23 protein-coding genes are annotated in these 22,940 nt (G+C 61.6%); 9 read left to right on the forward strand and 14 right to left on the reverse strand.

Annotated elements, in window-relative coordinates:
- The first annotated feature begins 55 nt into the window (after positions 1–55).
- The 4 genes from zur to PDR5_RS00335 are packed head-to-tail and all read left to right on the forward strand — an operon-like array spanning position 56 to position 2,855.
- Positions 56–538, forward strand: a complete 483-nt coding sequence (gene zur, locus PDR5_RS00320) for a zinc uptake transcriptional repressor Zur (RefSeq protein ID WP_011331783.1) — start codon at positions 56–58, stop codon at positions 536–538.
- Positions 538–1,323, forward strand: coding sequence for a zinc ABC transporter ATP-binding protein ZnuC (gene znuC, locus PDR5_RS00325; RefSeq protein ID WP_039764852.1), 786 nt, complete (start codon positions 538–540; stop codon positions 1,321–1,323). The genes zur and znuC overlap by 1 nt, the downstream gene beginning before the upstream one ends.
- On the forward strand, positions 1,316–2,104 hold the full coding sequence (gene znuB, locus PDR5_RS00330) for a zinc ABC transporter permease subunit ZnuB (protein ID WP_007954005.1): 789 nt from the start codon (positions 1,316–1,318) through the stop codon (positions 2,102–2,104). The genes znuC and znuB overlap by 8 nt, the downstream gene beginning before the upstream one ends.
- 37 nt (positions 2,105–2,141) lie before the next feature.
- Positions 2,142–2,855, forward strand: a complete 714-nt coding sequence (locus tag PDR5_RS00335; protein WP_064592487.1) for a PA5502 family lipoprotein — start codon at positions 2,142–2,144, stop codon at positions 2,853–2,855.
- A gap of 93 nt (positions 2,856–2,948) precedes the next feature.
- Here PDR5_RS00335 and katE read toward each other — a convergent pair whose 3' ends face one another.
- Entirely contained in the window at positions 2,949–5,090 is a 2,142-nt protein-coding gene (gene katE / locus PDR5_RS00340) for a catalase HPII (RefSeq protein ID WP_064592490.1), read from the reverse strand.
- 260 nt (positions 5,091–5,350) lie between these two features.
- On the opposite strand from katE, the gene PDR5_RS00345 reads away from it, so the two are divergent.
- From PDR5_RS00345 to PDR5_RS00355, 3 genes are all read left to right on the forward strand, one after another.
- The gene (locus PDR5_RS00345; RefSeq protein ID WP_007953999.1) at positions 5,351–6,358 is read left to right on the forward strand and encodes a methionine ABC transporter ATP-binding protein; all 1,008 of its coding nucleotides are present in this window, start codon (positions 5,351–5,353) and stop codon (positions 6,356–6,358) included.
- Positions 6,358–7,032: a methionine ABC transporter permease gene (locus PDR5_RS00350; protein ID WP_007953997.1), complete on the forward strand. Its 675-nt coding sequence runs from the start codon at positions 6,358–6,360 to the stop codon at positions 7,030–7,032. The genes PDR5_RS00345 and PDR5_RS00350 overlap by 1 nt, the downstream gene beginning before the upstream one ends.
- A gap of 74 nt (positions 7,033–7,106) precedes the next feature.
- On the forward strand, positions 7,107–7,880 hold the full coding sequence (locus PDR5_RS00355; protein WP_064592492.1) for a MetQ/NlpA family ABC transporter substrate-binding protein: 774 nt from the start codon (positions 7,107–7,109) through the stop codon (positions 7,878–7,880).
- Positions 7,881–8,190: 310 nt separating this feature from the next.
- On the opposite strand, the gene PDR5_RS00360 is transcribed toward PDR5_RS00355, so the two are convergent.
- From PDR5_RS00360 to PDR5_RS00380, 5 genes are read right to left on the reverse strand one after another with little or no spacing between them, the layout of a single operon-like run.
- The gene (locus PDR5_RS00360; protein WP_064592494.1) at positions 8,191–8,826 is read right to left on the reverse strand and encodes an SCO family protein; all 636 of its coding nucleotides are present in this window, start codon (positions 8,824–8,826) and stop codon (positions 8,191–8,193) included.
- Entirely contained in the window at positions 8,823–9,722 is a 900-nt protein-coding gene (gene cyoE, locus PDR5_RS00365; protein ID WP_007953992.1) for a heme o synthase, read from the reverse strand. The genes PDR5_RS00360 and cyoE overlap by 4 nt, the downstream gene beginning before the upstream one ends.
- The gene (locus PDR5_RS00370; protein ID WP_064592496.1) at positions 9,710–10,789 is read right to left on the reverse strand and encodes a COX15/CtaA family protein; all 1,080 of its coding nucleotides are present in this window, start codon (positions 10,787–10,789) and stop codon (positions 9,710–9,712) included. Before PDR5_RS00370 ends, cyoE begins: the two co-directional genes overlap by 13 nt.
- Positions 10,790–10,799: 10 nt before the next feature.
- On the reverse strand, positions 10,800–11,393 hold the full coding sequence (locus PDR5_RS00375; protein ID WP_064592499.1) for a hypothetical protein: 594 nt from the start codon (positions 11,391–11,393) through the stop codon (positions 10,800–10,802).
- Positions 11,359–12,099 (reverse strand): SURF1 family protein, encoded by a 741-nt coding sequence (locus tag PDR5_RS00380; protein WP_064592501.1) that lies wholly within the window; start codon positions 12,097–12,099, stop codon positions 11,359–11,361. Before PDR5_RS00380 ends, PDR5_RS00375 begins: the two co-directional genes overlap by 35 nt.
- 72 nt (positions 12,100–12,171) lie before the next feature.
- On the opposite strand from PDR5_RS00380, the gene PDR5_RS00385 reads away from it, so the two are divergent.
- Positions 12,172–12,375, forward strand: a complete 204-nt coding sequence (locus PDR5_RS00385; protein WP_064592503.1) for a twin transmembrane helix small protein — start codon at positions 12,172–12,174, stop codon at positions 12,373–12,375.
- A gap of 9 nt (positions 12,376–12,384) precedes the next feature.
- Here the strand turns inward: PDR5_RS00385 and PDR5_RS00390 are convergent, their stop codons facing one another.
- The 4 genes from PDR5_RS00390 to coxB form a co-directional block, all read right to left on the reverse strand.
- Positions 12,385–13,272 carry a cytochrome c oxidase subunit 3 gene (locus tag PDR5_RS00390; protein ID WP_011331798.1) on the reverse strand — a complete coding sequence of 296 codons (888 nt, stop codon included), beginning with the start codon at positions 13,270–13,272 and terminating at the stop codon, positions 12,385–12,387.
- A 25-nt stretch (positions 13,273–13,297) separates the two neighbouring features.
- Positions 13,298–13,849 (reverse strand): cytochrome c oxidase assembly protein, encoded by a 552-nt coding sequence (locus PDR5_RS00395; protein ID WP_011331799.1) that lies wholly within the window; start codon positions 13,847–13,849, stop codon positions 13,298–13,300.
- Between the two features lie 126 nt (positions 13,850–13,975).
- A complete protein-coding gene (ctaD, locus tag PDR5_RS00400) occupies positions 13,976–15,568 on the reverse strand; it encodes a cytochrome c oxidase subunit I (RefSeq protein ID WP_007953983.1) in 1,593 nt (530 codons plus the stop codon).
- Between the two features lie 82 nt (positions 15,569–15,650).
- The gene (gene coxB / locus PDR5_RS00405; protein WP_064592505.1) at positions 15,651–16,778 is read right to left on the reverse strand and encodes a cytochrome c oxidase subunit II; all 1,128 of its coding nucleotides are present in this window, start codon (positions 16,776–16,778) and stop codon (positions 15,651–15,653) included.
- Positions 16,779–17,147: 369 nt separating this feature from the next.
- On the opposite strand from coxB, the gene PDR5_RS00410 reads away from it, so the two are divergent.
- Positions 17,148–17,780: a hypothetical protein gene (locus tag PDR5_RS00410; RefSeq protein ID WP_039764833.1), complete on the forward strand. Its 633-nt coding sequence runs from the start codon at positions 17,148–17,150 to the stop codon at positions 17,778–17,780.
- A gap of 135 nt (positions 17,781–17,915) precedes the next feature.
- On the opposite strand, the gene PDR5_RS00415 is transcribed toward PDR5_RS00410, so the two are convergent.
- The 4 genes from PDR5_RS00415 to PDR5_RS00430 all read right to left on the reverse strand — a co-directional run bounded on the left by PDR5_RS00415 (position 17,916) and on the right by PDR5_RS00430 (position 22,937).
- Complete coding sequence (locus PDR5_RS00415; protein ID WP_064592507.1) at positions 17,916–19,442, reverse strand: SulP family inorganic anion transporter; 1,527 nt, start codon at positions 19,440–19,442, stop codon at positions 17,916–17,918.
- Positions 19,443–19,532: 90 nt separating this feature from the next.
- Positions 19,533–20,264 carry a carbonic anhydrase gene (locus PDR5_RS00420; RefSeq protein WP_064592510.1) on the reverse strand — a complete coding sequence of 244 codons (732 nt, stop codon included), beginning with the start codon at positions 20,262–20,264 and terminating at the stop codon, positions 19,533–19,535.
- A 238-nt stretch (positions 20,265–20,502) separates the two neighbouring features.
- Positions 20,503–21,561 carry a PA0069 family radical SAM protein gene (locus PDR5_RS00425; protein WP_064592512.1) on the reverse strand — a complete coding sequence of 353 codons (1,059 nt, stop codon included), beginning with the start codon at positions 21,559–21,561 and terminating at the stop codon, positions 20,503–20,505.
- Positions 21,562–21,635: 74 nt separating this feature from the next.
- Positions 21,636–22,937: a c-type cytochrome gene (locus PDR5_RS00430; protein ID WP_064592514.1), complete on the reverse strand. Its 1,302-nt coding sequence runs from the start codon at positions 22,935–22,937 to the stop codon at positions 21,636–21,638.
- Between the last annotated feature and the right edge of the window lie 3 nt (positions 22,938–22,940).

The raw sequence follows: 22,940 nt of genomic DNA on the forward strand, positions 1-22,940 counted from the left end.
AATGAGGCGAGAACGGGTAACATAATAACGTCTCTAACCAAACTCGTCGCCGCTCATGCCTATTACACCGATTGCCAGCCGTCCCCACGACCACTCGCACTGCGTTCACAGCGCGCTGTCCGAGGCCGATGCCCTGTGTGCACAGAAAGGCCTGCGCCTGACCGCGTTGCGCCGGCGGGTACTGGAACTGGTCTGGCAGAGCCACAAACCGCTGGGCGCCTACGACATTCTGGCCGTGCTCAGCGAGCAGGACGGCCGCCGCGCCGCGCCGCCGACCGTATACCGGGCGCTGGATTTCCTGCTGGAAAACGGTCTGGTGCACCGCATTTCCTCGCTCAACGCCTTCGTTGGCTGTGTTCACCCGAAACATTCGCACCAGGGCCAGTTCCTGATTTGCCGCGAATGCCATGCCGCCATCGAACTTGAGCAAAAAACCATCAGCGATGCGATTGTCCACAGCGCCAAGGACGTCGGCTTCATCGTCGAGGCCCAGACCGTCGAAGTGGTCGGCCTCTGCTCCGGCTGCCGGGGGGCTTGATGAGCGATGCGCTGATCCGTCTGGAGCAGGTGGCGGTCCGGTTTGCCGGGCAGAACGTGCTGGACAACATTCACCTGAGCGTCGAGCCGGGGCAGATCGTCACCCTGATCGGCCCCAACGGCGCCGGCAAGACCACGTTGGTCCGCGCCGTGCTCGGGCTGCTGAAACCCGACAGCGGCAGCGTCTGGCGCAAGCCGAAACTGCGCGTCGGCTACATGCCGCAAAAACTTCACGTCGATCCGACCTTGCCGCTGTCAGTGCTGCGCTTCCTGCGGCTGGTGCCGGGCGTCGATCGCCCGCGTGCGCTGGCGGCACTCAAGGAAGTCGGCGCCGAGCACGTCATCGACAGCCCGGTGCAAAGTGTTTCCGGCGGTGAAATGCAGCGCGTGCTGCTGGCCCGTGCCTTGTTGCGCGAGCCGGAGCTGCTGGTGCTCGACGAGCCGGTGCAAGGCGTCGATGTCGCCGGGCAAGCCGAGCTGTACAGCCTGATCACCCGTCTGCGCGACCGTCACGGCTGCGGCGTGCTGATGGTGTCCCACGATCTGCATCTGGTCATGAGCACCACCGATCAGGTGGTGTGCCTCAACCGTCACGTCTGCTGCTCCGGGCATCCCGAGCAAGTCAGTGGCGATCCGGCCTTCGTCGAGCTGTTCGGCAACAATGCGCCGAGCCTGGCGATCTATCACCACCATCATGACCACGCCCACGACTTGCACGGTTCGGTGGTCAAAGGGCCTTTGACGGGCCAACCTCACGTTCACGGAGATAGCTGCAAGCATGGCTGATTTTCTGTTCTACGCCCTGCTTGCAGGTCTGGCGCTGGCGGTGGTCGCGGGGCCGCTGGGCTCGTTCGTGGTCTGGCGGCGCATGGCCTATTTTGGCGACACGCTGTCCCACGCCGCGCTGCTCGGCGTGGCGCTGGGCTTTCTGCTGGATGTCAGCCCGACCGTCGCGGTGACTGTGGGCTGTCTGCTGCTGGCAGTGCTGCTGGTGACCTTGCAACAGCGCCAGCCGCTGGCGTCCGACACACTGTTGGGCATTCTTGCGCCGAGCACACTCTCTCTCGGGCTGGTGGTACTAAGCTTCATGCATGAAGTGCGGATCGACCTGATGGCCTATCTGTTCGGCGACCTGCTGGCGATCAGCCCGACCGATCTGGCGTGGATCCTCGGCGGCAGCGCGGCGGTGCTGGTGTTGCTGGTGACGCTGTGGCGCCCGCTGCTGGCGATCACCGTGCACGAAGAGCTGGCCAAAGTCGAAGGTCTGCCGGTGGCCGGTTTGCGCATGGCGCTGATGCTGTTGATCGCAGTCGTGATCGCAGTGGCGATGAAAATCGTCGGTGTGTTGCTGATCACGTCGCTGTTGATCATCCCGGCGGCTGCGGCACAACGTCACGCCCGTTCGCCGGAGCAGATGGCACTGGGCGCGAGTGTGCTGGGCATGCTCGCCGTGTGTGGCGGGCTGGCGTTGTCGTGGTTCAAGGACACCCCGGCCGGCCCGTCGATCGTTGTGACGGCGGCCGCACTGTTTCTGCTGAGTTTTGTTCTGCCCCGTCGAGGGGTGTAGACTTGCTCGTTTTTTGCGCAAATAGAGAGTCGCAGGAATGAAGCCGTTCGCCTCCCGTTATCTGCTCCTTGTGGCCTTTTCAGTGCTGCTGGGCGCCTGCCAAAGCACGCCGCCGGTGGCCGAAGTCCCCGATGCGCGGGCCACGGCCATCGCACAGCTGGAGCAAAGCCTGGCCAGCAGCGAACTGGCCACTGCCGAAGACCAATTGGCAGCCTTGCAGGCCGAAACACCCAACGATCAATCCCTTGAGCAATACCAGCGTCAGTTGGCCGAAGCCTATCTGCGTCGCAGCCAGATCGTCCTGCAGAAGGGCGATGTGAATGCGGCCGCAACCGCTTTGGCCCGTGCCCGTGTGCTGATGCCCAAGGCCCCGGCGCTGACCGGTGGCGTCAATGGCGCGATCACCGAAGCGCGCAAGGCCGAGCTGGAGAAAGCCGAAGCAGCGCTGCAGGCCGCTGAAGCCAAGCCTAAAGCCAAGGTGATCGATCCAACCGCCGAGAGCACTACGGTCGCATTGAACATCACCGATAGCCGCAAACTTCGCCGCCAACTGGATGCGATCGCCGCCGATGTGGTGAATTATGACTGTGCGGTGAGCATTCAGGCTCCGCGCACCAATGATTACCCGTGGCTGGCGACGTTGATCACCAAGCGCGTTAAGAAGCTCGATCCGGATTTCGATCTGCAAATCAAAAAGCAGATCCTGCGCAGCGTTCCCGCTCAAGTGGTTTTGAGTCCTCGTAAACCATAAAAAATCGCGAGCAGGCTCGCTCCCACAGGTACAACATGATTCCTGTGGGAGCGGGCTTGCTCGCGAAGGCGTCCTTTCAGTCAACCAGCAACCTTAAGCTGGAATGGCCTTGGCCTTAGGCTCCCGATCCCAGACCCGATGCTGCCCGATCGCCGCAAAGAACGGCTGGGTCAACGCCTTCACATCCTTGCCTTCGATCAACCCCGCATCCGCCTCCAGCTTCAACACGTCCAGCAACTGTTTGGCCTCGCCATGCAGCGCAATCGCCTTCAGGTGCTTGTACGCCTCCAGCAGGTAATGCAACGCCACGCCGTCACCGCTCAACGCTTTGACCGACGCCGCGCCACCCGGCACGAATACCGCATCGAACGCAATCGAAGGCAAACCTTCCATCGACGCATCCACCGCCAAGGTTTTGCCATCGGCGGTCTTCACTGGCGCCGAAGTCGGGCCAAGCAGCTTGGCGTGCGCACCCTCTGCCGCCAGCGCCTGCTTCATCGCATCAATTGCCGCACCATCGACGCCGTTGGCCGCAAGGATCGCAACTTTTCGTGTCTTGATGTTCTCCGGCAGCAGGTTGGCCTGACTCAGCGCCGGCGAGCGATCCAGTGATGTTTTGGGCACGTCCACGGTACCTTTGCCTGGCGCTGGCAGTCCCAGGTTGGCCGCCACGCGTTTGGCCAGCTCCAGATCGATGTTGGCGAGAATCTCGTTTACTTCTCGGGCCCGGATGAACTCACGCTCGACCTTGCCCAGTTCGAAACTGTAGGCGGCGATGATGTGCTCTTTCTCGTGCGGGCTCATGCTGTTGAAGAACAGCCGCGCCTGAGAGAAGTGGTCGCTGAACGACTCGCTGCGCTGACGGATCTTGTTGGCGTCGATACGCTCCGGGTAGCTCTCGAAGCCGCCGTCCTGCGCGGCCGGTGGCGTCTCTTTCGGCCAACCGCCATCGATGGAATTGGGTTCATACGAGGCACGGCCCTTGTCGATCACTGTACGGTGCTGGGCATCGCGCTGGCCATTGTGGAACGGTGCGACCGGGCGGTTGATCGGCAGCTCATGAAAGTTCGGCCCGCCGAGTCGGCTGATCTGCGTGTCGGTGTAAGAAAACAGCCGACCTTGCAGCAGCGGGTCATTCGAGAAGTCGATGCCCGGCACGATATGGCCTGGGCAGAACGCGACCTGCTCGGTCTCGGCGAAGAAGTTGTCCGGGTTGCGGTTGAGGGTCATCTTGCCCAGCGGCGTGATCGGAACGATTTCCTCGGGAATCAGCTTGGTCGGGTCGAGGATGTCGAAATCGAAGTCGTGCTCGTTTTCCTCTTCGATGACCTGAACGCCGAGTTCCCATTCCGGGTAGTCACCCATCTCGATGGCTTCCCACAGGTCGCGCCGATGGTAGTCGGTGTCTTTGCCCGCAAGTTTTTGTGCCTCGTCCCATACCAGCGAACAAGTGCCGGCAGTAGGGCGCCAGTGGAATTTGACGAAGCGCGATTTGCCCTCGGCATTGATCAGCCTGAAGGTGTGCACGCCGAAGCCCTGCATGCTGCGCAGGCTTTTCGGGATGGCCCGGTCGGACATGGCCCAGATGACCATGTGCGCCGATTCCGGCACCAAGGACACGAAGTCCCAGAAGGTGTCGTGTGCCGAGCCACCGGTGGGTATTTCGTTGTGCGGCTCGGGTTTTACCGCGTGGACGAAGTCGGGAAACTTGATCGCGTCCTGTATGAAAAATACCGGCATGTTGTTGCCGACCAGATCGAAGTTGCCTTCGTCGGTGAAGAACTTAACAGCAAAACCGCGCACGTCACGGACGGTGTCGCCGGAGCCGCGCGGCCCCTGGACCGTGGAAAAGCGCACGAACACCGGAGTTTTCTTCCCCGGATCCTGCAGGAAACCGGCCTTGGTCAGCGCCGCATGGTTCTCGTAGCTTTGAAAGAATCCATGGGCGCCGGTGCCGCGGGCGTGAACGATGCGCTCGGGAATCCGTTCATGGTCAAAGTGCGTGATCTTTTCACGCATGATGAAGTCTTCCAAAAGCGACGGCCCGCGAGCCCCGGCCTTGAGAGTGTTTTGGTTATCAGCAATTTTCACGCCCTGGTTGGTGCGCAGGGCCTGACCGGTAGCGTCGGAGCGAAACTTCTCCAGGCTGTCGAGTTTGGCGTTGGTGTTGGCGCGATCCGGGGTATCGGTGCCGGCCAGTTGGCTTTTGTCATTGGCAGGTTTCTTGGTACTCATCAGTCATGAACTCCTGTTTGTCCCGGGATTGCTCCGGGACGCTTGAGTGTTTCCCAGGCACGGCACCCAGGGTTTTCAAGTCGCTTAAGTAGTGACTGACGAGGGTTTCGGGCGTTCCTTTTTTATGACCTTTGATCCTGTTATTGCCAAATCGAAGGTTATTTGCGAAATAAATGCTAAGAACCTCTATACGGACAGGCTAAAATGCGCGCCCGGCTAACCGCTGATCCTTTTCCAACGCGCCCCACAAGGTTCGCTACGTGATCGAGTTTCAAAACGTCCATAAGACTTACCGCGTCGCCGGTAAGGACATCACCGCGCTGCACCCGACCAGCTTCTCCATCGAGAACGGTCAGGTGTTCGGCCTGATTGGCCATTCCGGCGCGGGAAAAAGTACCCTGCTGCGTCTGATCAATCGCCTGGAGCAATCCAGTGGCGGCAAGATCATCGTCGACGGCGAAGAAGTCACCGCGCTGGACGCCAACGGCCTGCGCCGTTTCCGTCAGCAGGTCGGGATGATCTTCCAGCACTTCAACCTGCTGGCATCCAAGACCGTGGCCGACAACGTCGCGCTGCCACTGACCCTGGCCGGTGAGCTGTCCCGCGCCGAGATCGACCAGCGTGTGGCCGAGTTGCTGGCGCGGGTCGGCTTGTCCGATCATGCCAAGAAGTACCCGGCGCAGTTGTCCGGCGGTCAGAAGCAGCGCGTCGGCATCGCCCGCGCCCTGGCGACCAAGCCGAAAATCCTGCTGTGCGACGAAGCCACCAGCGCTCTCGACCCGCAGACCACGGCGTCGGTCCTGCAACTGCTGGCCGAGATCAACCGCGAGCTGAAGCTGACCATCGTCCTGATCACCCACGAGATGGATGTGATCCGCCGCGTGTGCGATCAGGTCGGCGTGATGGACGCCGGTGTGATCGTCGAGCAAGGTTCGGTGGCCGATGTGTTCCTGCATCCGAAGCACCCGACCACCAAGCGCTTTGTTCAGGAAAGCGAGCAGATCGACGAAAGCGAGCAGCGCGATGACTTCGCTCACGTGCCGGGCCGCATCGTGCGTCTGACCTTCCAGGGCGAAGCGACCTACGCGCCGTTGCTCGGTACCGTCGCCCGGGAAACCGGTGTGGACTACAGCATCCTGGCCGGTCGCATCGACCGCATCAAAGACATTCCTTACGGGCAATTGACCCTCGCCGTCACCGGTGGCGACATGGAAGCGGCGTTCGCCCGCTTCACCGCCGCTGACGTTCACATGGAGGTGTTGCGCTAATGGAAGACCTGATGAGTTTCTTCACCAATATCGACTGGTACGAAATCTGGCTCGCCACCGGCGACACCATGATGATGCTCGGCGGTTCGCTGCTGTTCACCGTGCTGCTCGGCCTGCCGCTGGGCGTGTTGCTGTTCCTGTGCAGCCCACGCCAGTTGCTCGAAGCCAAAGGCGTGTACGCCTTGCTGTCGCTGGTGGTGAACATCCTGCGTTCGCTGCCGTTCATCATTCTGTTGATCGTGATGATCCCGTTCACCGTGCTGATCACCGGCACCTCACTGGGCGTGGCCGGTGCGATTCCGCCGCTGGTAGTGGGCGCGACACCGTTCTTTGCGCGGCTGGTGGAAACCGCCCTGCGTGAAGTCGATCGCGGCATCATCGAAGCGACCCAGTCGATGGGCGCGACCACTCGCCAGATCATCATGAACGCCCTGCTGCCGGAGGCCCGTCCGGGCATCTTCGCAGCAATTACGGTGACGGCGATTACACTGGTTTCCTACACGGCGATGGCCGGTGTGGTCGGTGCCGGTGGCCTGGGTGACCTGGCGATCCGTTTCGGCTATCAGCGTTTCCAGACCGACGTGATGATTGTCACCGTGGTGTTGCTGCTGATTCTGGTGCAAGTGCTGCAAATGGTCGGCGACCGACTGGTCGTGCACTTCTCGCGCAAATAACCGGTTTTGTAATGACATGAGCCGGCCATTCGCTGGCAGGCGCCAGACGGGCGCCGTAAAAAGGAGTTAGCTGAATGAAAAAACTGATCGTTGCCCTGGCTGCCGTTGCAGCGTTCTCGGCCCACGCCGACGAAACCCTGACCGTTGCTGCCACCCCGGTGCCGCACGCGGAAATCCTCGAATTCGTGAAGCCGGCTCTGGCCAAAGAAGGCGTGGATCTGAAGGTCAAGGTCTTCACCGACTACGTACAGCCGAACGTCCAGGTGGCCGAGAAGCGTCTGGACGCCAACTTCTTCCAGCACCAGCCGTACCTCGATGAGTTCAACAAGGCCAAGGGCACCAGCCTGGTGTCCGTGACCGGCGTGCACCTGGAACCGCTGGGCGCCTACTCCAGCAAGTTCAAGAAAATCGAAGAGCTGCCAAGCGGCGCCAACGTGGTGATCCCGAACGACGCCACCAACGGCGGTCGTGCGCTGTTGCTGCTGGCCAAGGCCGGCGTGATCACCCTGAAGGATCCGAGCAACATCCTGTCGACCGTCAAGGACATCGCCCAGAACCCGAAAGACCTGAAGATCCGTGAACTGGAAGCCGCGACCATCCCGCGCGTGCTGACCCAGGTCGACCTGGCGCTGATCAACACCAACTACGCGCTGGAAGCCAAGCTCGATCCATCCAAGGACGCGCTGGTCATCGAAGGCAGCGACTCGCCTTACGTGAACATCCTGGTGTCCCGCGCGGACAACAAGGACAGCGACGCGATGAAGAAACTGGCCGCTGCGCTGCACAGCCCGGAAGTGAAGAAATTCATCACCGAGAAGTACAAAGGCGCGGTGCTGCCGGCGTTCTGATTCAGATAGCTGTAACGAAAAAGGGGACGCCAGTGGCGTCCCCTTTTTTGTGGCCGGGTGTTCAGCTTTGGACCCACTGTGTATTCGTCCCTCACCCCAGCCCTCCCGAAACGTCGGACCGCCCGTAGGGAGAGGGGGCCGACCGAGGTGTCCTGCGTCCTGCATCGACCTGAAAGATCTTGGCGATTATGGATTCGAAGCAGTACGTTCAATTCGGTGTAGCTCGCCAATATTCCCCATTCAGTCCCCTCTCCCTCCGGGCGGTCCGACGTTTCGGGAGGGTTAGGGTGAGGGCTAGCTTTTGATCTTCTTACTTGCGGTTCAACATCACCGGCAACTGCGCCACCAGCTTGGCGTTGTTCATCGGCGCCCGAATAAACCCGCGCTGCGTCCCATCAGGCCCGATCACCGCCAGGTTGCCGCTGTGATCCACCGTGTAATTCGGCTTGCTGGTGTCGGCCGGAATGAACGGTATGCTCACCGCGTTCGCCACCTTCTGCAGCTCGTCGATGGACTTTGGTGTCAGGCCGATGAACTGTGGATCGAAGTAGCCCAGGTACTGTTTCAACTGCGCAGAGTTGTCGCGGTTCGGGTCGACGCTGACCAGCACGATCTGCAACTTGTCCACGGCATCCTTCGGCAATTCGCTCTTGATCTGCCGCAACTGGGCGAGGGTGGTCGGGCAGATGTCCGGGCAGAAGGTATAGCCGAAGAACAGCAGACTCCACTTGCCCTTGAGCTCGTTGATCGTGACCGGTTGGCCGTCCTGATTGGTCATCGTCACGTCCGGCAGGTTGCGGCTCTGCGGCAGCAGGATGATGCCGGCGTCGATCAGTGCGGTCGGGTCGCCCTGGCCCTTGCCGCTCAGCACTTTGTTGACGGTCAGGCCGAGGATCAGCGCGATCACGGCGACGAGGATGAAGACGGTTTTCTGGGTTCGAGTCATAGGTTCAACAGTAAGTAGTGGTCTACGAGCAGGGCGATGAACAGCAGAAACAGGTACCAGATAGAGTACTTGAAGGTGTTGATCGCCGCGTGCGGCCGAGTGCCACGGTACAGCACCACGGCCCATTGCAGAAACCTGGCGCCCAGACCGAGCGCGCAGATCAGGTACAGCAGGCCGCTCATGTGGATCACGTACGGCAACAGGCTGACCGCCAGCAGGGCGAAGGTGTACAGCAGAATGTGCACCTTGGTGTAGTGCTCGCCATGGGTGACCGGCAGCATCGGAATGTCGGCCTTGGCGTATTCCTCTTTGCGATGGATGGCCAGCGCCCAGAAGTGCGGTGGGGTCCAGGCGAAGATGATCAGCACCAGCAGCAACGGTTCGGCGCTGACGTGGCCGGTGGCGGCGGTCCAGCCGAGCAGCGGCGGGGCGGCGCCGGCGAGGCCACCGATGACGATGTTCTGCGGCGTCGCGCGTTTGAGAAAACCGGTGTAGATCACCGCGTAGCCAAGCAGCGAGGCCAGGGTCAGCCACGCGGTCAGCGGATTGGTGAAGGTCAGCAGCAGGGCCTGGCCGAGCAGTGCCAGCACCAGCGCAAAGGTCAGTGCGCCCGTGGGCGAAACCCGGCCCTCGGCCAGCGGCCGTTTATGGGTGCGGGCCATGACCGCATCGATGCGCCGGTCCACCACGTGATTGACCGCCGCCGCGCCACCGGCACACAACGCGATCCCCAGGTTGCCGAACACCAGCACCGTCCACGGCACCCCGGCGCGGGTCGCGAGGAACATGCCCACCAGCGAGGTGATCAGCATCAGCACCACGACTTTCGGTTTGGTCAGCTCCAGGTAATCACGCCACAGCGCCTGCGCCGGACGTTCGCCGATCAGAATCGCCATGGCGTCTCTCCTTTAATCGTGATGGGCGCCGCCGAGTGTTTGCGCGGGCTCAGGCGCCAGCGCGCGATCATCGGCTGCCTGACCCGAACCAGGCTGGTTCGCGCGTGATAGTTGACCAGCACCATCGTCAGCAGCAGCGCCGCACCGCCGGCGTTGTGCGCTACGGCCACCGGCAGCGGCAGATGGAACAGCACGTTGCTGATGCCGAGGGTGATCTGCGCGCCGAGGGCGATCAGCACCAGCCCGGCCAGTCGCGTCATGCCCACCACTTTCAGTTGCCAGGCCAGGCCGAGCAGGACGACCGTCACCAGTAACGCACCGATGCGGTGGGTCAGGTGAATCGCCGTGCGTGCATCGCTGTCGAGTTGCCCGCCCAGGTAATTGGGGCCGATGTGTTGGGTCAGGTGAAAGCCGTTGGCGAAATCCGCCGGCGGCAGCCACTGGCCGTGGCAGGTCGGGAAGTCGATGCAGGCCACCGCCGCGTAGTTGGAACTGACCCAGCCGCCGAGGGCGATCTGGCCGATCACCAACAGCAATCCGGCAGTCGCCCAATATTGCAGACGCTTGGGCACGGTCAGCGCCGGCAGCACGCCGGACAGTCGCAAGGTCAGCAGAAACAGCAGGCTCAGGGTCGCGAAGCCACCGAGCAAATGCCCGGTCACCACTTGCGGCCAGAGCTTGAGCGTCACCGTCCACATGCCGAACGCCGCCTGGGCGAACACCACCGCCAGCAGAAACAGCGGCAGCTTCAGCGGTTGCCCGGGATGACGACGGTTGACCCACGCGCGACCGGCCAACACCGAGATCAGCAGGCCGAGGGTGCCGGCGAAGTAACGGTGGATCATCTCGTTCCAGCCTTTGTGCGCCTCCACTGGCGAGTCGGGGTAATGCAGTTCGGCATGGGCCAGCTGGGCTTCGCTTTTCGGCACGCTGATGAACCCGTAGCAGCCCGGCCAGTCCGGGCAGCCGAGGCCGGCGTGGGTCAGGCGGGTGTAGGCGCCGAGCAGCACCACGATCAGTGCCAGCAGGGTGGCAAACAGCGCGAGGCGAAATCCAGGTTTGGCCATGACGATGCCCTTATCCGATGTTCGACAGTTTCAGCAGGTGGCGCAGGTCGTTGAGCAGATCCTTGCCCTTGACGCTCGGGTCGTAACGCAGCACGAGGTTGCCGTGGGGATCGATGATCCACAGTTGCGGCGTGGCCTTGTCGCCCGTGGTCTTGCTGAAGGTCGCCGGGTCCAGCGGGTAGCGTTGCAGCTGCGGGTATTCGCGGGTCAGCTTGGCTTCGTAGTCGGCAGCCAACGGTTGTGCAGCGGCCAGGGCGTGGCTGGCGCGCCCGGCTTCGCGGCCCAGGCCGATCTGGATCTGCCGCGCCAGGTACACCAGTTGCTGGCAGTCCACCGCGCAATCCTTCGGTGCGGTCACCAGCATCTGCCAGCGCGTTTCGTCAGCCTGGATGCCGAGGTCGGCGCGGGTCTGACCGTTGCCGATCAATTCGCCGTGATAGCTGCGACCTTCCGGCACCCAGAACTGCAACTTGTACATGCCGGTGGCGAGGATCATCGGACCGACCACGCCGAGCACGATCAGCAGCAGCTGGATGCGTCCGCGACGGCGACTGGCCGGGACTTTCGTTTCAGACATGCTGGGTGGATTCATGGCCGCTCCCATGGTGTTTCTCCTTTGCGTTGTGCCAGCCGAGATAGAGGTAGAGCCCGAGCAGGGCGGTGGCCATGGCGAACCACTGCACGGCGTAACCGAGGTGTTTTTCCGGGCCCATCGCGACTACCGGCCAGTCGGCCTGATAGCTGGCGGGGCCGGGTTCGGCGCGTAATTCGTAGGCGAACCCGTCGCGTTCGAGGGTTTTCCACAGCTTCGCGGGTTCGATGGCGGTGACGGTTTGCGGCCAGGTGCTGCTGACCGGATCGGCATGCAGCTGGAAGGTGGCACCGGGGGCGACGTACACCCAGGCATCGACATTCACGGCGTCGGTCGGTGTGTTGAATTGCGGGGCCGTGCGCCGATCCGGCCACGGCAGCCAGCCGCGATTGACCAGCAGCCACTGGCCGCTGCGTTGATCCTGAAACGGTTGCAGCAATTCGACGCCGACCTTGCCGTTGCGCTGGCGGTTGTCCAGCAACAGGCTGTGGGCAGCATCGAACTGGCCGTGCAGATGCACCCGGCGAAAGGCCGGATCGGCGCTGTGCAGCAACTCGGTGCTGGCCATCGGTTCGGCGGCGCGGCGTTCGGCGTAGCTGGCGAGCAGGGCGGTTTTCTCCGCACCCCGGCCCAGTTGCCAGAAGCCCAGCGAAATCAGCAACGGCAGCAGCAGGCCGACGACCAGGGTCGGCACCACGCCCGGCCGGAAGCGCTTCATGGTCGCGCCAGAAAATCAGTGAACGCGATCGCTATACTCAACTGCATCGCTTGTTCCCCCGGAGTTCTTCCCATGCTCAAAGCAGCCATCGTCCTGATGCTGATTGCCACGGTGGTCAGCCTGTTCAGCGGCCTGTTTTTCCTGGTCAAGGACGACAGCAGCTCGAATCGGCTGGTGATCGCCTTGAGTGTTCGGGTGACGTTGGCCGCTGTCACCGTCGGCCTGATCGCCTGGGGTTTCTACAGCGGCCAACTGGTGTCGCACGCGCCTTGGTAGCTCTGTTCCTCAGAGCACGTAAACGAAGATGAACAAGCCGATCCACACCACATCGACGAAGTGCCAATACCAGCTCGCCGCTTCAAAACCGAACTGATGTTCGTTGTCGAAGTGGCCCTTCATGATGCGCATCAGCATCACGAACAGAATGATCGTGCCGATGGTCACGTGGGCGCCGTGGAAACCGGTGAGCATGAAGAACGTCGCGCCGTAGATGCCCGAGCCGAGGGTCAGCCCCAGTTCGTGGTAGGCGTGGATATATTCTTCGGCCTGGAAACCGAGGAACGCGCAGCCCAGCAGCACGGTGATCGCCAGCCACAGTTTTAGCGCGCCGCGATGACCTTTCTTCAGCGCGTGGTGGGCGATGGTGATGGTCACGCTGGAACTCACCAGCAGGATGGTGTTGATCAGCGGCAGGCCCCAGGGGCTGATGACTTCTTTTGGAGGCGGGAACAGTTTCGGATCCGGCGTGTGCAGCAGCGGCCAGGTGAACTGGAAGTTCGGCCAGAGCATATGAGCGATGCCTTTGGTGCCTTCGCCGCCCAGTGCCGGGCCGGAGATGTGCCGCACGTAGAACAGCGCGCCGAAGAAGGCGATGAAGAACATCACCTCGGAGAAGATGAACCAGCTCATGCCCCAGCGGAACGAGCGGTCCAGTTGCGGGCTGTACAACCCCGCGCGGCTCTCCTTGATCACCGTACCGAACCAGCCGAACAGCATGTACGCCAGCAACAGACCGCCGACGAAAAAGATCAGCGGGCCGTGGGATTCCGGACGCGCTGCCTTCAGATCGTTGAACCAGGTCGCCAGGCCGTACACGGTGACGAACATCCCCACCGTGGCCACGATCGGCCACTTGCTCTGGGCCGGGACGTAATAGTGCTCATGAGTTGCCATTTATTGTTCTCCTTATCGGGCACGCTTAACCGCCAGTGTTTGCAGCCACCGGAGGATGTCGGGCGGTGATATCGAACAGCGTGTAGGACAGCGTCAGGTGCTTCACGTCCTTGGGCATGTCGCGGTCAACGATGAAACGCACCGGCATCTCGATCTGCTGACCGGGCTGCAGCACCTGCTGGGTAAAGCAAAAGCATTCGGTCTTGTGGAAATACGCCGCCGCATTGCTCGGCGCGATGCTCGGTACGGCTTGAGCGCTCATTGGTTTGTCGGTGGGGTTGCGGGCGATGAAGATCATCTCGTTCACCGCGCCGGGGTTGGCCGTCAGCTCGTCATGCTTGGGATAGAAATCCCATGGCATGTCGGCGGTGTTGGTCGACAGAAACTGCACCCGCACTTGCCGCGAGGCATCGACGGTCTGCTCGCCCTCGTACTGCCCGGCGGTCTTGCCGTTGATACCGAACGCCTTGCACATCACGTCGTAGATCGGCACCAGGGCAAAACCGAAGACGAACATCGCCACCACCACGCCGAGCAGTCGGGTGACCAGCTTCTTCATCGAAATCGAGTCAGCCATGATTAATGTCTCTACCGAGAGCCCTTGTGGGAGCGAGCCTGCTCGCGATGCAGGCGCTACGGTCTGGCAGACAGACCGCGTCATCGTTCATCGCGAGCAGGCTCGCTCCCACATAGGGTTGGATTTTCATTTCACTTCCGGCGGCGTGGTGAAGGTGTGATACGGCGCCGGTGACGGCACGCTCCATTCCAGACCTTCGGCGCCATCCCACGGTTTGGCGGGAGCCGGCTCGCCGCCACGGATGGTCTTGATCACGATGAACAGGAAGAAGATCTGCGTGGCGCCGAACATGAACGCGCCGATCGACGAGACCATGTTGAAGTCGGCGAACTGCAGGTTGTAGTCCGGAATCCGCCGGGGCATGCCCGCCAGGCCCACGAAGTGCATCGGGAAGAACGTCAGGTTCATGCCGACGAAGGACAGCCAGAAGTGCAGCTTGCCCAGGGTTTCGTCGTACATGTGGCCGGTCCATTTCGGCAGCCAGTAATAGGCCGACGCGAAAATCCCGAAGATCGCCCCCGGCACCAGCACGTAGTGGAAGTGCGCGACCACGAAGTAGGTGTCCTGGTACTGGAAGTCCGCCGGGGCGATGGCCAGCATCAGCCCGGAGAAACCGCCGATGGAGAACAGAATCACGAACGCCACGGCAAACAGCATCGGCGTCTCGAAGGTCATCGAGCCTTGCCACATGGTGCTGGCCCAGTTGAACACCTTCACCCCGGTCGGCACCGCGATCAGCATCGTCGCGTACATGAAGAACAACTCGCCCACCAGCGGGATGCCCACCACGAACATGTGGTGCGCCCAGACGATGAACGACAGGAACGCGATGCTCGCCGTGGCGTAGACCATCGAGGTGTAGCCGAACAGCGGCTTGCGCGAGAAGGTCGGGATGATCTGGCTGACGGCACCGAAGGCCGGCAGGATCATGATGTACACCTCGGGGTGGCCGAAGAACCAGAACACATGCTGGAACAGCACCGGGTCACCGCCACCGGCGGCACTGAAGAAACTGGTGCCGAAGTGGATGTCCATCAGCATCATCGTCACGCACCCGGCCAGCACCGGCATCACCGCGATCAGCAGGAACGCGGTGATCAGCCAGGTCCAGACGAACAGCGGCATTTTCATCAGGGTCATGCCGGGGGCGCGCAGGTTGAGGATGGTGGCGATCACGTTGATCGCGCCCATGATCGAGCTGATCCCCATCAAGTGAATGGCGAAGATGAAGAACGTCACGCTTTCCGGGGCATAGGTGGTGGACAGCGGCGCGTAGAACGTCCAGCCGAAGTTCGGCCCGCCACCGGGGGTGAAAAGAGTCGAGACCAGCAGCAGGAACGCCGCCGGCAGTAGCCAGAAGCTGAAGTTGTTCATCCGCGGCAGGGCCATGTCCGGCGCGCCGACCATCAACGGGATCATCCAGTTGGCGAGGCCGACGAACGCCGGCATCACCGCACCGAACACCATCACCAGACCATGCATGGTGGTCATCTGGTTGAAGAACGCAGGCTCCACGATCTGCAGGCCGGGCTGGAACAGCTCGGCGCGGATCACCATGGCGAACGAGCCGCCGAGCAGGAACATGCAGAACGCAAACCACAGGTACAGCGTGCCGATGTCCTTGTGGTTGGTGGTCAGCACCCAGCGCATCAGGCCTTTGGCGGGGCCGTGGGCGTGGTCGTGGTCGGCATGACCGTGGTCATCGATGACAGCGCTCATGGCCGGTCTCCTTCAAGTGAGTGGACTGGGCAGGCCGGGACGCAGGGACCCGACCGGTTCACGAAGTACGCAATAGACCGGCTCATTTGCTTTCCGCCTGTTTCAGCTCCAGCACTTCTTTTGGCGTGACCATGTCGCCCTTGTTGTTGCCCCAGGCGTTACGTTCGTAGGTCACGACCGCTGCGATATCGACTTCCGACAGCTGCTTGCCGAACGCCGCCATGGCGGTGCCGGGCTTGCCGTGGAAGACAATGCTCAAGTGGCCTTCTTTCGGGCCGGTGGCGATTTTCGAGCCCTTGAGGGCCGGGAACATCGGCGGCAGGCCCTGGCCTTCGGCCTGGTGACAGGCGACGCAGGTGGTGTGGTAGATCTTGTCGCCACGTTCCTTGAGTTCGTCGAGGGTCCATTCCTTGCTGGTCAGCTCCTTGAGCTGCAACGCTTCGGCCTTGCGCTCGGCAAGCCATTTTTCGTAGTCGGCCTTCTCTTTGACGTCGACCACGATCGGCATGAAGCCGTGGTCCTTGCCGCACAATTCGGCGCACTGGCCACGGTAGAGGCCGGGCTTGTCGATGCGGGTCCAGGCTTCGTTGACGAACCCGGGGATCGCATCGCGCTTGACCGCGAAGGCCGGCACCCACCAGGAGTGGATCACGTCGGCGGAGGTCACGAGGAAGCGCACCTTGGCCCCGGTCGGCAGTACCAGCGGCTTGTCGACTTCGAGCAGGTAGTGCTCGCCCTTGGCCTCCTTGTTGTGGATCTGCTCGGCGGGCGTGGCCAGGTTGCTGAAGAACTCCACGTCCTGGCCCAGGTATTTGTAGTGCCACTTCCACTGATAACCGGTGATCTGGATATCGATATCCGGCTCACTGGTGTCGTACATCTTGATCAGGGTCGCGGTCGCCGGAACGGCCATCGCCACCAGGATCAGCAGCGGGACGACGGTCCAGAGAATTTCGACGGTGGTGCTTTCGTGGAATTTTGCGGCGACCTGCCCGGTAGAACGGCGGTGCACCATCATCGACCAGAACATGGCGCCGAAGACGATGATCCCGATCACCACACAGATCCAGAAAATGGTCATGTGCAGGTCGAATACTGCGTGACTGATTTCAGTCGCTCCAGGCGCCATATTCACAGTCCAGGCAGCTTGCACCGGGCTGAAAATCGACCACAACAGGAGGCCCATCCAGACGTGTGGATGTCGCATCATTGCGGGTTCCCCTTATCGTTCTTGTTATCCCGCCGGCTTTCACCAGAGGCAAGGGAGCGGCTGCATCAGACTACGAACTTGAATCGCCGGGCCTTGCTGCGTGGGCAGTCGGGCGTCATCAGCTAACTCCATTCAATGGCGAGTATAGACAGCCACCGAGAAATGCAATGTGAGGACGTAAATCGAATGAAACAGCTGACACTTGCGTTCCAGGGCACGAATGGAGAAGGATGCAGACGAGTGGTGGCAAACCGATATAACGCCGGTGCATCAAGGATGAAATAATTATGACAAATGCGTCTTAGCATTTTTCGTAAGCCAGCTAAGTTATGTCTTCCCTATTTCATTGCCTTGTTTCCTGGAGTTTTCATGAACACCGCCGCATTGCGCGAGCAAATACACATAGCCCGACAACACGAGATTGAAACCGGAAAGCTGACCCGTCAGCTCGAAGCTCAAATGCAACACCTGCACCCGGCGATCCAGTTGCCGGAAACCGACGCCAACGGCGTGCTGACGCGTTTTGTCGCCGCCTACATCGACGAAGTGCCAGACCTGCTGGATGCAGCCAATGAAGTCGCCAGGGAAGCGGGAATCGAATCGCAGATCAAACCGGTGCTGAAAATCGCCGAGCAGTACTTCCTCCAGCCGCCCGTGGGCCTGGACAGTCTGCTGGACGAAGCCTATCTGGCGCACCGTTTTGTCGAAGAGGTCAACGACCTGTACATCAAGCATTTCGGCCAGCCACTGATCCCCTTGGACATGACGGTCGCCAATCTGATTGCTCACCAGTTGATCGGTGAGGAATTTGCCAACCAACTCGACGAAGTGGTGCATCACGCGGTGGACAGCATGCTCGACGACGACAGCTTTGCGCTGGAGTCGGTGGAAGCCTACCGCGAGAAACTCAGCAGCCCGGACACTGGTGCGGCATGGAAACGCTGGCCGTGCATGAGCCGGCGTCTGGGCGTGGGCCTGGAGCTGGATCAGCCTGCTGCATAAACCGGAGTTGCACGCGATTCAAATGTGGGAGCGGGCTTGCTCGCGAAAGCGCTGTGTCAGTCAAAATTAATGTCGACTGATCCACCGATTTCGCGAGCAAGCCCGCTCCCACAGGGGTATTTCCACGTCAGGTTTTTAGCCAGCAGCACCTATTCCGGTGGTGGTGCGGATCCGTCCCTCGAGCCGTCGCTTCAATCCACGCGACTCGATCAACAGTTTCGCCCCCTTGGCCGCATTCGCCCGGCCCCACTCTTCGAGCAGTTCCAGACACGAATGGTCGATGTAGCTCAGGTTATTGAGCGGCACGTGCACCGTCGTGCCCGGCGGAATGCTGCCCAGTACCTGAGTCAGCGCCGGCACCTTGAGGAACGTCGCGGCGCCCACCAGACGCAACTCCATTTCCCCTTCCTGCGGCAGATCGATCAGGCTGATTTTCAGGCGCGAGGCCTTGAACGCCAGTTTCAACAAAGTCAGGCCGAAACCGATCAATACGCCCGTCAACAGGTCGGTGAAGATGATCGCCAGCGCCGTGGCGGCGTAGGTGAACATCGGCATCCGACCATAACGCCCCAGACCACGGAACGCCTTCAGGTCCACCAGTTTGAAACCGGTGTAAACCAGAACGCCGGCCAGACTCGCCACCGGAATACTCTGCAACACGCTCGACAGCAACAGCACGAACGCCAGCAGCCACAGGCCATGGAAAATCGTCGAGTAACGTGTGGTGGCACCAGCCTGGACGTTTGCTGAACTGCGCACGATCACCCCGGTCATCGGCAGCGCGCCGACCAGACCACAGAGCATGTTGCCGACGCCTTGCGCCGACAGCTCACGGTCGAAGTCCGAACGCGCGCCACTGTGCATGCGATCCACCGCGGCGGCGGACAGCAGGGTTTCGGCGCTGGCGATGAAGGCGACAGCGAACGCGGCGATCAGCAGCGTCGGGTCGGCCAGGCTGAGCAGGTCCGCCGGTTTCAGCCAGTCGATGGCTTCGGCCAGATTCGCCGGCACTTCAACCCGCTTCACTTGCAGCGCCAGCAAAAGGCTGGCACCTGTCGCCAGCCCGACCCCGAGCAGCGCGCCGGGAATGAAACGCAGCGAATGCGGGCGGAATTTTTCCCACAGCCACATCACCGCGATGGTCGACAGCCCGAGCAGCCCGGCCTGCCAGCCAAAGGACGGCAAGGCCTGCGCCACTGCGCCGGGGAATGCCGTCAGATTGTCCAGACCAGAGGGTTTCGGTGACGCGTCAAGCATCACATGCACCTGTGACAGCACGATCAGCACACCGATACCGGCAAGCATGCCGTACACCACCGCTGGCGCCGTGACCCGGAACCAGCATCCGAGCTTCAGGCGTCCCGCTACCAGTTGCAGGAAACCGGCGAGCAGCAGGATCGGCCCGAGCATTTCGATGCCATGCTGGCGTACCAGCTCGAACACCAGCACCGCCAGACCCGCCGCCGGACCGCTGACCTGCAACGGCGACCCCGCCAGCCAGCCCACCACCAGCCCTCCGATGATCCCGGTGATCAGGCCTTTGGCCGGTGGCAGCCCTGAAGCAATCGCAATGCCCATGCACAGCGGCAACGCGACCAGAAACACAACCACTGAAGCGAGCAGCTCCCGTGGCAACACAGCTTTCAATTGAGCCGCACGCATGGCGATACTCCCGAAGTTTTCTTCAGGCGTGGCAAGGCCTGGCCGCTGAAACAGCGGCCGGCGTCAAACCACACGGATTTTTAGGAGGATTTAGAAGCGCGCTTTGGGCGTCGCCACCGGAATCGGATGGCTGCCGTCGAGCGGCAGGAAGCATCCCTGATCCGCGTCGTAAGCTTTGATTTCGCTGGTTTCGATGTTGTAGACCCAGCCATGGATGAACAGATGACCGTTCGCCATGCGCGAGGCTACCGAAGGATGGGTACGCAAGTGCTGCAGTTGGGCGATGACGTTTTCCTCGGTGAGGATCGGCATGCTTTCTTTTTCGTCGGCGCAGTTGCAGTTGTCATGCACCATGGTTTTCGCGACTTCGGCGTGGCGCAGCCAGGCTTTGACCGTCGGCATCTTTTCCAGGCTGTCCGGATTGAGTACCGCGCGCATGGCGCCGCAATCGGAGTGGCCGCAAATGATGATGTGCTGCACGCCAAGGGCCAGTACCGCGTATTCGATGGCGGTGGAAACGCCGCCGTTCATTTGGCCGTAGGGTGGCACGACGTTGCCGACGTTACGGGTCACGAACAGATCGCCGGGGGAACTCTGGGTGATCAGTTCAGGAACGATGCGCGAGTCGGCGCAGGTGATGAACATGGCCCGTGGCGATTGGGCCGTGGCGAGTTTCTTGAAGAGTTCTTCCTGCTGCGGAAAGACCTCATGATGAAAATGCAAAAAGCCGTCAACGATACGCTTCAACGCTGCATCGGCGGATTCCGCCACAGGGGCGGCTTGCGCCGACGCAGCCAACGGCTGTTTATCCTTGTCACTCATGATTCATCCTCATTGGCGGATTCGGGGAGTCGTTCCCGTGTATTCCGGTGTGAAGCCAGTGGCTGTTTAGAACATCCGGGTCATCCCGACCCGTCAGTCACTCGATGAGCAAGGTAACTGCCGAAACTTAACTCAAACTGAATCAAGCGCTCTAGAACGTGTGTTCCAGGTCACAAAATGTGTGACCGGCGTAAACCGGGTCAAGCATTCCTTCCTCTCAACCATGGGCCAATTGTCGCTAAATCAGCGCCATCTGACGACCCGGCGGACAGAAGGCCGTGCAGTCGAGGTTGTAGCCTTCGCGGTGATTGAGTCCCAAGCGCTTGATCGCTTTGGCGAAGCGCTGGGCGAGCAGGTCGGCAAACGGCCCCTCGCCGCGCATCCGGGCACCGAAACGGCTGTCGTACAGCTCGCCGCCACGGCTCTGGCGGATCAGGCTCAGCACATGCGCCGCACGCTGCGGGTAGTGCGCCTCAAGCCATTCCTCGAACAGCGGCGCCACCTCCAGCGGCAGGCGCAGCATCATGTAGGCCGCGCTCTGGGCGCCGGCCGCGTGGGCCTCGGTCAGCAGGCTTTCGATTTCGCTGTCGTTGATCATCGGAATCATCGGCGAACACAACACGCCCACCGGAATCCCCGCCTCGCGCATCACCCGGATCGCCCGTAACCGGGCCTTGGGTGCGGCGGCGCGGGGTTCGAGGATGCGTTTGAGTTCGTCGTCCAGGGTGGTCAGGCTGATCATCACCGCCACCAGCCGCTGTTGTGCCAGTTCGGTGAGCAGGTCGAGGTCGCGCAGGATCAGCGAGCCCTCGGTGACGATCGTCACCGGATGCCGGTAGCGGAGCAGTACTTCGAGGGTCTGGCGGGTGATCCGGTGTTCGCGTTCGATCGGCTGATAGGGATCGGTGTTGGATCCGAGGTTGATCGGCGCACATTGATAGCCTTTTTTCCCCAGCTGTTCTTCCAGTAGCTGTGCCGCGTTGGTTTTGGCGATCAGTTTGGTTTCGAAATCCAGCCCCGGCGACATGTCCCAATAAGCGTGGCTGGGCCGTGCATAGCAATAAATGCAGCCATGCTCGCAGCCGCGATAGGGGTTGATCGAACGGTCGAAGGGCAGGTCCGGCGAGGTGTTGCGGGTGATGATGGTCTTCGCGGTTTCGAAGCTGACTTCGGTGCCCTGAGTCAGTGGCACTTCCTGATACCAGCCGTCATCCTCGGCCACCGAACGACTCGGCGCGAAGCGGTTGTGCGGGTTGGTGGCGGTGCCGCGACCGCGCGGAGGAAGAGGGGTGGACATGGCAATGCCTCGGTACTGTGTGCATATACAGTATCGAGGCGTTGTCGGTCTGACTAGTGCCGTTGGGCGAACAGTCAGTTGTGCTGTGTCACCTGGCCGAGGTCATCGTTCGAGGTTTGCTTCATATCGTCCTTGCGCAACTGGGTCACGTCAGCGGCCTTGACCGGCGCGCCCTTGTTGCCCCAACTGCCACGGATGAAGCTCACCACATCGGCCACTTCCTGATCCGACAGACGCCAGGCGAAGCCAGGCATGGTGAAGGTCGATGGCGCGGCGTGCGTCGCAGGTAGAGTGCCGCCCTTGAGCACGATGTGAATCAGCGAGGTCGGGTCGTCCGATTGCAACACCGGATTACCTGCCAACGCCGGGAACACCCGGGTGTAGCCATGGCCGTCGGTGCGGTGGCAGGCGGCGCAGTTGTCGATGTACACCGACGCGCCACGCTGACTGTCATCACCGTTCCACAAGGCCTTGGCGGCTTTCTCGTCGTACTGGTGCGGCTGGTCGGCAGGATCATTGGCCGGCAGCGATTTCAGGTAACGGGCAATCGCGGTCAGGTCGGCGTCGGTCATGTACTGCATGCTGTGGGTGACCACGTCGCTCATGCCGCCGAACACTGCGCTGCGGTCGCTGCGCCCGGTCTTGAGAAACTGCACCAGTTGTTCTTCGCTCCAGCTGCCGAGACCGTCCTTGTGGTCACCGCGCAAACTTTTGGCGATCCAGCCTTCCAGCGGCGCACTGCCTGACAGAAAACTGCTGCCTTCGGCCGCGCTCAGGGATTTTTCCTGCATGGTCAGGGCCCGTGGCGTATGGCAGGCGCCGCAATGTCCGAGGCCTTCCACCAGATACGCCCCACGGCTGACGACGGCATCGTCCGACTCGGGTTTGTAGTCCTCGACCTTTGGCGCGAACAGCCAGCGCCAGCCCATCAGCGGCCAGCGCATGCTCAATGGCCACGGGATGTCACTGGCCTTGTTCTCTTGCGCCACCGGTGCAACGCCATGCATGAAGTAGGCGTAGAGCGCCCACATGTCGGTTTCGCTGACACGGGCGTAGGACGGGTACGGCATCGCCGGGTACAGGGTCGTGCCGTTTTTGGCCACGCCATGGCGCACGGCCTGGTCGAAGTCCTCGAAACTGTAGTCACCGACACCGGTTTTATCCGGGGTGATGTTGGTCGAGTAGATCGTGCCGATCGGGGTTTCCATCGGCAGGCCACCGGCGAACGGCTTGCCATCCTTGGCCGTGTGGCAGGCCACGCAGTCGCCGGCACGGGCGAGGTATTCGCCTTGTTTGATCAGGGATTGATCAATTTCGGCGCCGTGAGCGGCCGTGCTGCCGAGCAGCGCGAGGGTCGCGATAACGAGAGTCTTCATGGT

Origin of the sequence: Pseudomonas sp. DR 5-09 (assembly GCF_001655595.1) — a bacterium.
GTDB classification, from domain to species: domain Bacteria; phylum Pseudomonadota; class Gammaproteobacteria; order Pseudomonadales; family Pseudomonadaceae; genus Aquipseudomonas; species Aquipseudomonas pharyngis.

Excerpts from the sequence above, each read along its gene's own strand:
- zur (WP_011331783.1), top strand. The coding sequence starts at position 56 with ATGCCTATTACACCGATTGCCAGCCGTCCCCACGACCACTCGCACTGC.
- znuC (WP_039764852.1), top strand. The coding sequence starts at position 538 with ATGAGCGATGCGCTGATCCGTCTGGAGCAGGTGGCGGTCCGGTTTGCC.
- znuB (WP_007954005.1), top strand. The coding sequence starts at position 1,316 with ATGGCTGATTTTCTGTTCTACGCCCTGCTTGCAGGTCTGGCGCTGGCG.
- PDR5_RS00335 (WP_064592487.1), top strand. The coding sequence starts at position 2,142 with ATGAAGCCGTTCGCCTCCCGTTATCTGCTCCTTGTGGCCTTTTCAGTG.
- katE (WP_064592490.1), bottom strand. The coding sequence starts at position 5,090 with ATGAGTACCAAGAAACCTGCCAATGACAAAAGCCAACTGGCCGGCACC.
- PDR5_RS00350 (WP_007953997.1), top strand. The coding sequence starts at position 6,358 with ATGGAAGACCTGATGAGTTTCTTCACCAATATCGACTGGTACGAAATC.
- PDR5_RS00355 (WP_064592492.1), top strand. The coding sequence starts at position 7,107 with ATGAAAAAACTGATCGTTGCCCTGGCTGCCGTTGCAGCGTTCTCGGCC.
- PDR5_RS00360 (WP_064592494.1), bottom strand. The coding sequence starts at position 8,826 with ATGACTCGAACCCAGAAAACCGTCTTCATCCTCGTCGCCGTGATCGCG.
- cyoE (WP_007953992.1), bottom strand. The coding sequence starts at position 9,722 with ATGGCGATTCTGATCGGCGAACGTCCGGCGCAGGCGCTGTGGCGTGAT.
- PDR5_RS00370 (WP_064592496.1), bottom strand. The coding sequence starts at position 10,789 with ATGGCCAAACCTGGATTTCGCCTCGCGCTGTTTGCCACCCTGCTGGCA.
- PDR5_RS00375 (WP_064592499.1), bottom strand. The coding sequence starts at position 11,393 with ATGGGAGCGGCCATGAATCCACCCAGCATGTCTGAAACGAAAGTCCCG.
- PDR5_RS00380 (WP_064592501.1), bottom strand. The coding sequence starts at position 12,099 with ATGAAGCGCTTCCGGCCGGGCGTGGTGCCGACCCTGGTCGTCGGCCTG.
- PDR5_RS00385 (WP_064592503.1), top strand. The coding sequence starts at position 12,172 with ATGCTCAAAGCAGCCATCGTCCTGATGCTGATTGCCACGGTGGTCAGC.
- PDR5_RS00390 (WP_011331798.1), bottom strand. The coding sequence starts at position 13,272 with ATGGCAACTCATGAGCACTATTACGTCCCGGCCCAGAGCAAGTGGCCG.
- PDR5_RS00395 (WP_011331799.1), bottom strand. The coding sequence starts at position 13,849 with ATGGCTGACTCGATTTCGATGAAGAAGCTGGTCACCCGACTGCTCGGC.
- ctaD (WP_007953983.1), bottom strand. The coding sequence starts at position 15,568 with ATGAGCGCTGTCATCGATGACCACGGTCATGCCGACCACGACCACGCC.
- coxB (WP_064592505.1), bottom strand. The coding sequence starts at position 16,778 with ATGATGCGACATCCACACGTCTGGATGGGCCTCCTGTTGTGGTCGATT.
- PDR5_RS00410 (WP_039764833.1), top strand. The coding sequence starts at position 17,148 with ATGAACACCGCCGCATTGCGCGAGCAAATACACATAGCCCGACAACAC.
- PDR5_RS00415 (WP_064592507.1), bottom strand. The coding sequence starts at position 19,442 with ATGCGTGCGGCTCAATTGAAAGCTGTGTTGCCACGGGAGCTGCTCGCT.
- PDR5_RS00420 (WP_064592510.1), bottom strand. The coding sequence starts at position 20,264 with ATGAGTGACAAGGATAAACAGCCGTTGGCTGCGTCGGCGCAAGCCGCC.
- PDR5_RS00425 (WP_064592512.1), bottom strand. The coding sequence starts at position 21,561 with ATGTCCACCCCTCTTCCTCCGCGCGGTCGCGGCACCGCCACCAACCCG.
- PDR5_RS00430 (WP_064592514.1), bottom strand. The coding sequence starts at position 22,937 with ATGAAGACTCTCGTTATCGCGACCCTCGCGCTGCTCGGCAGCACGGCC.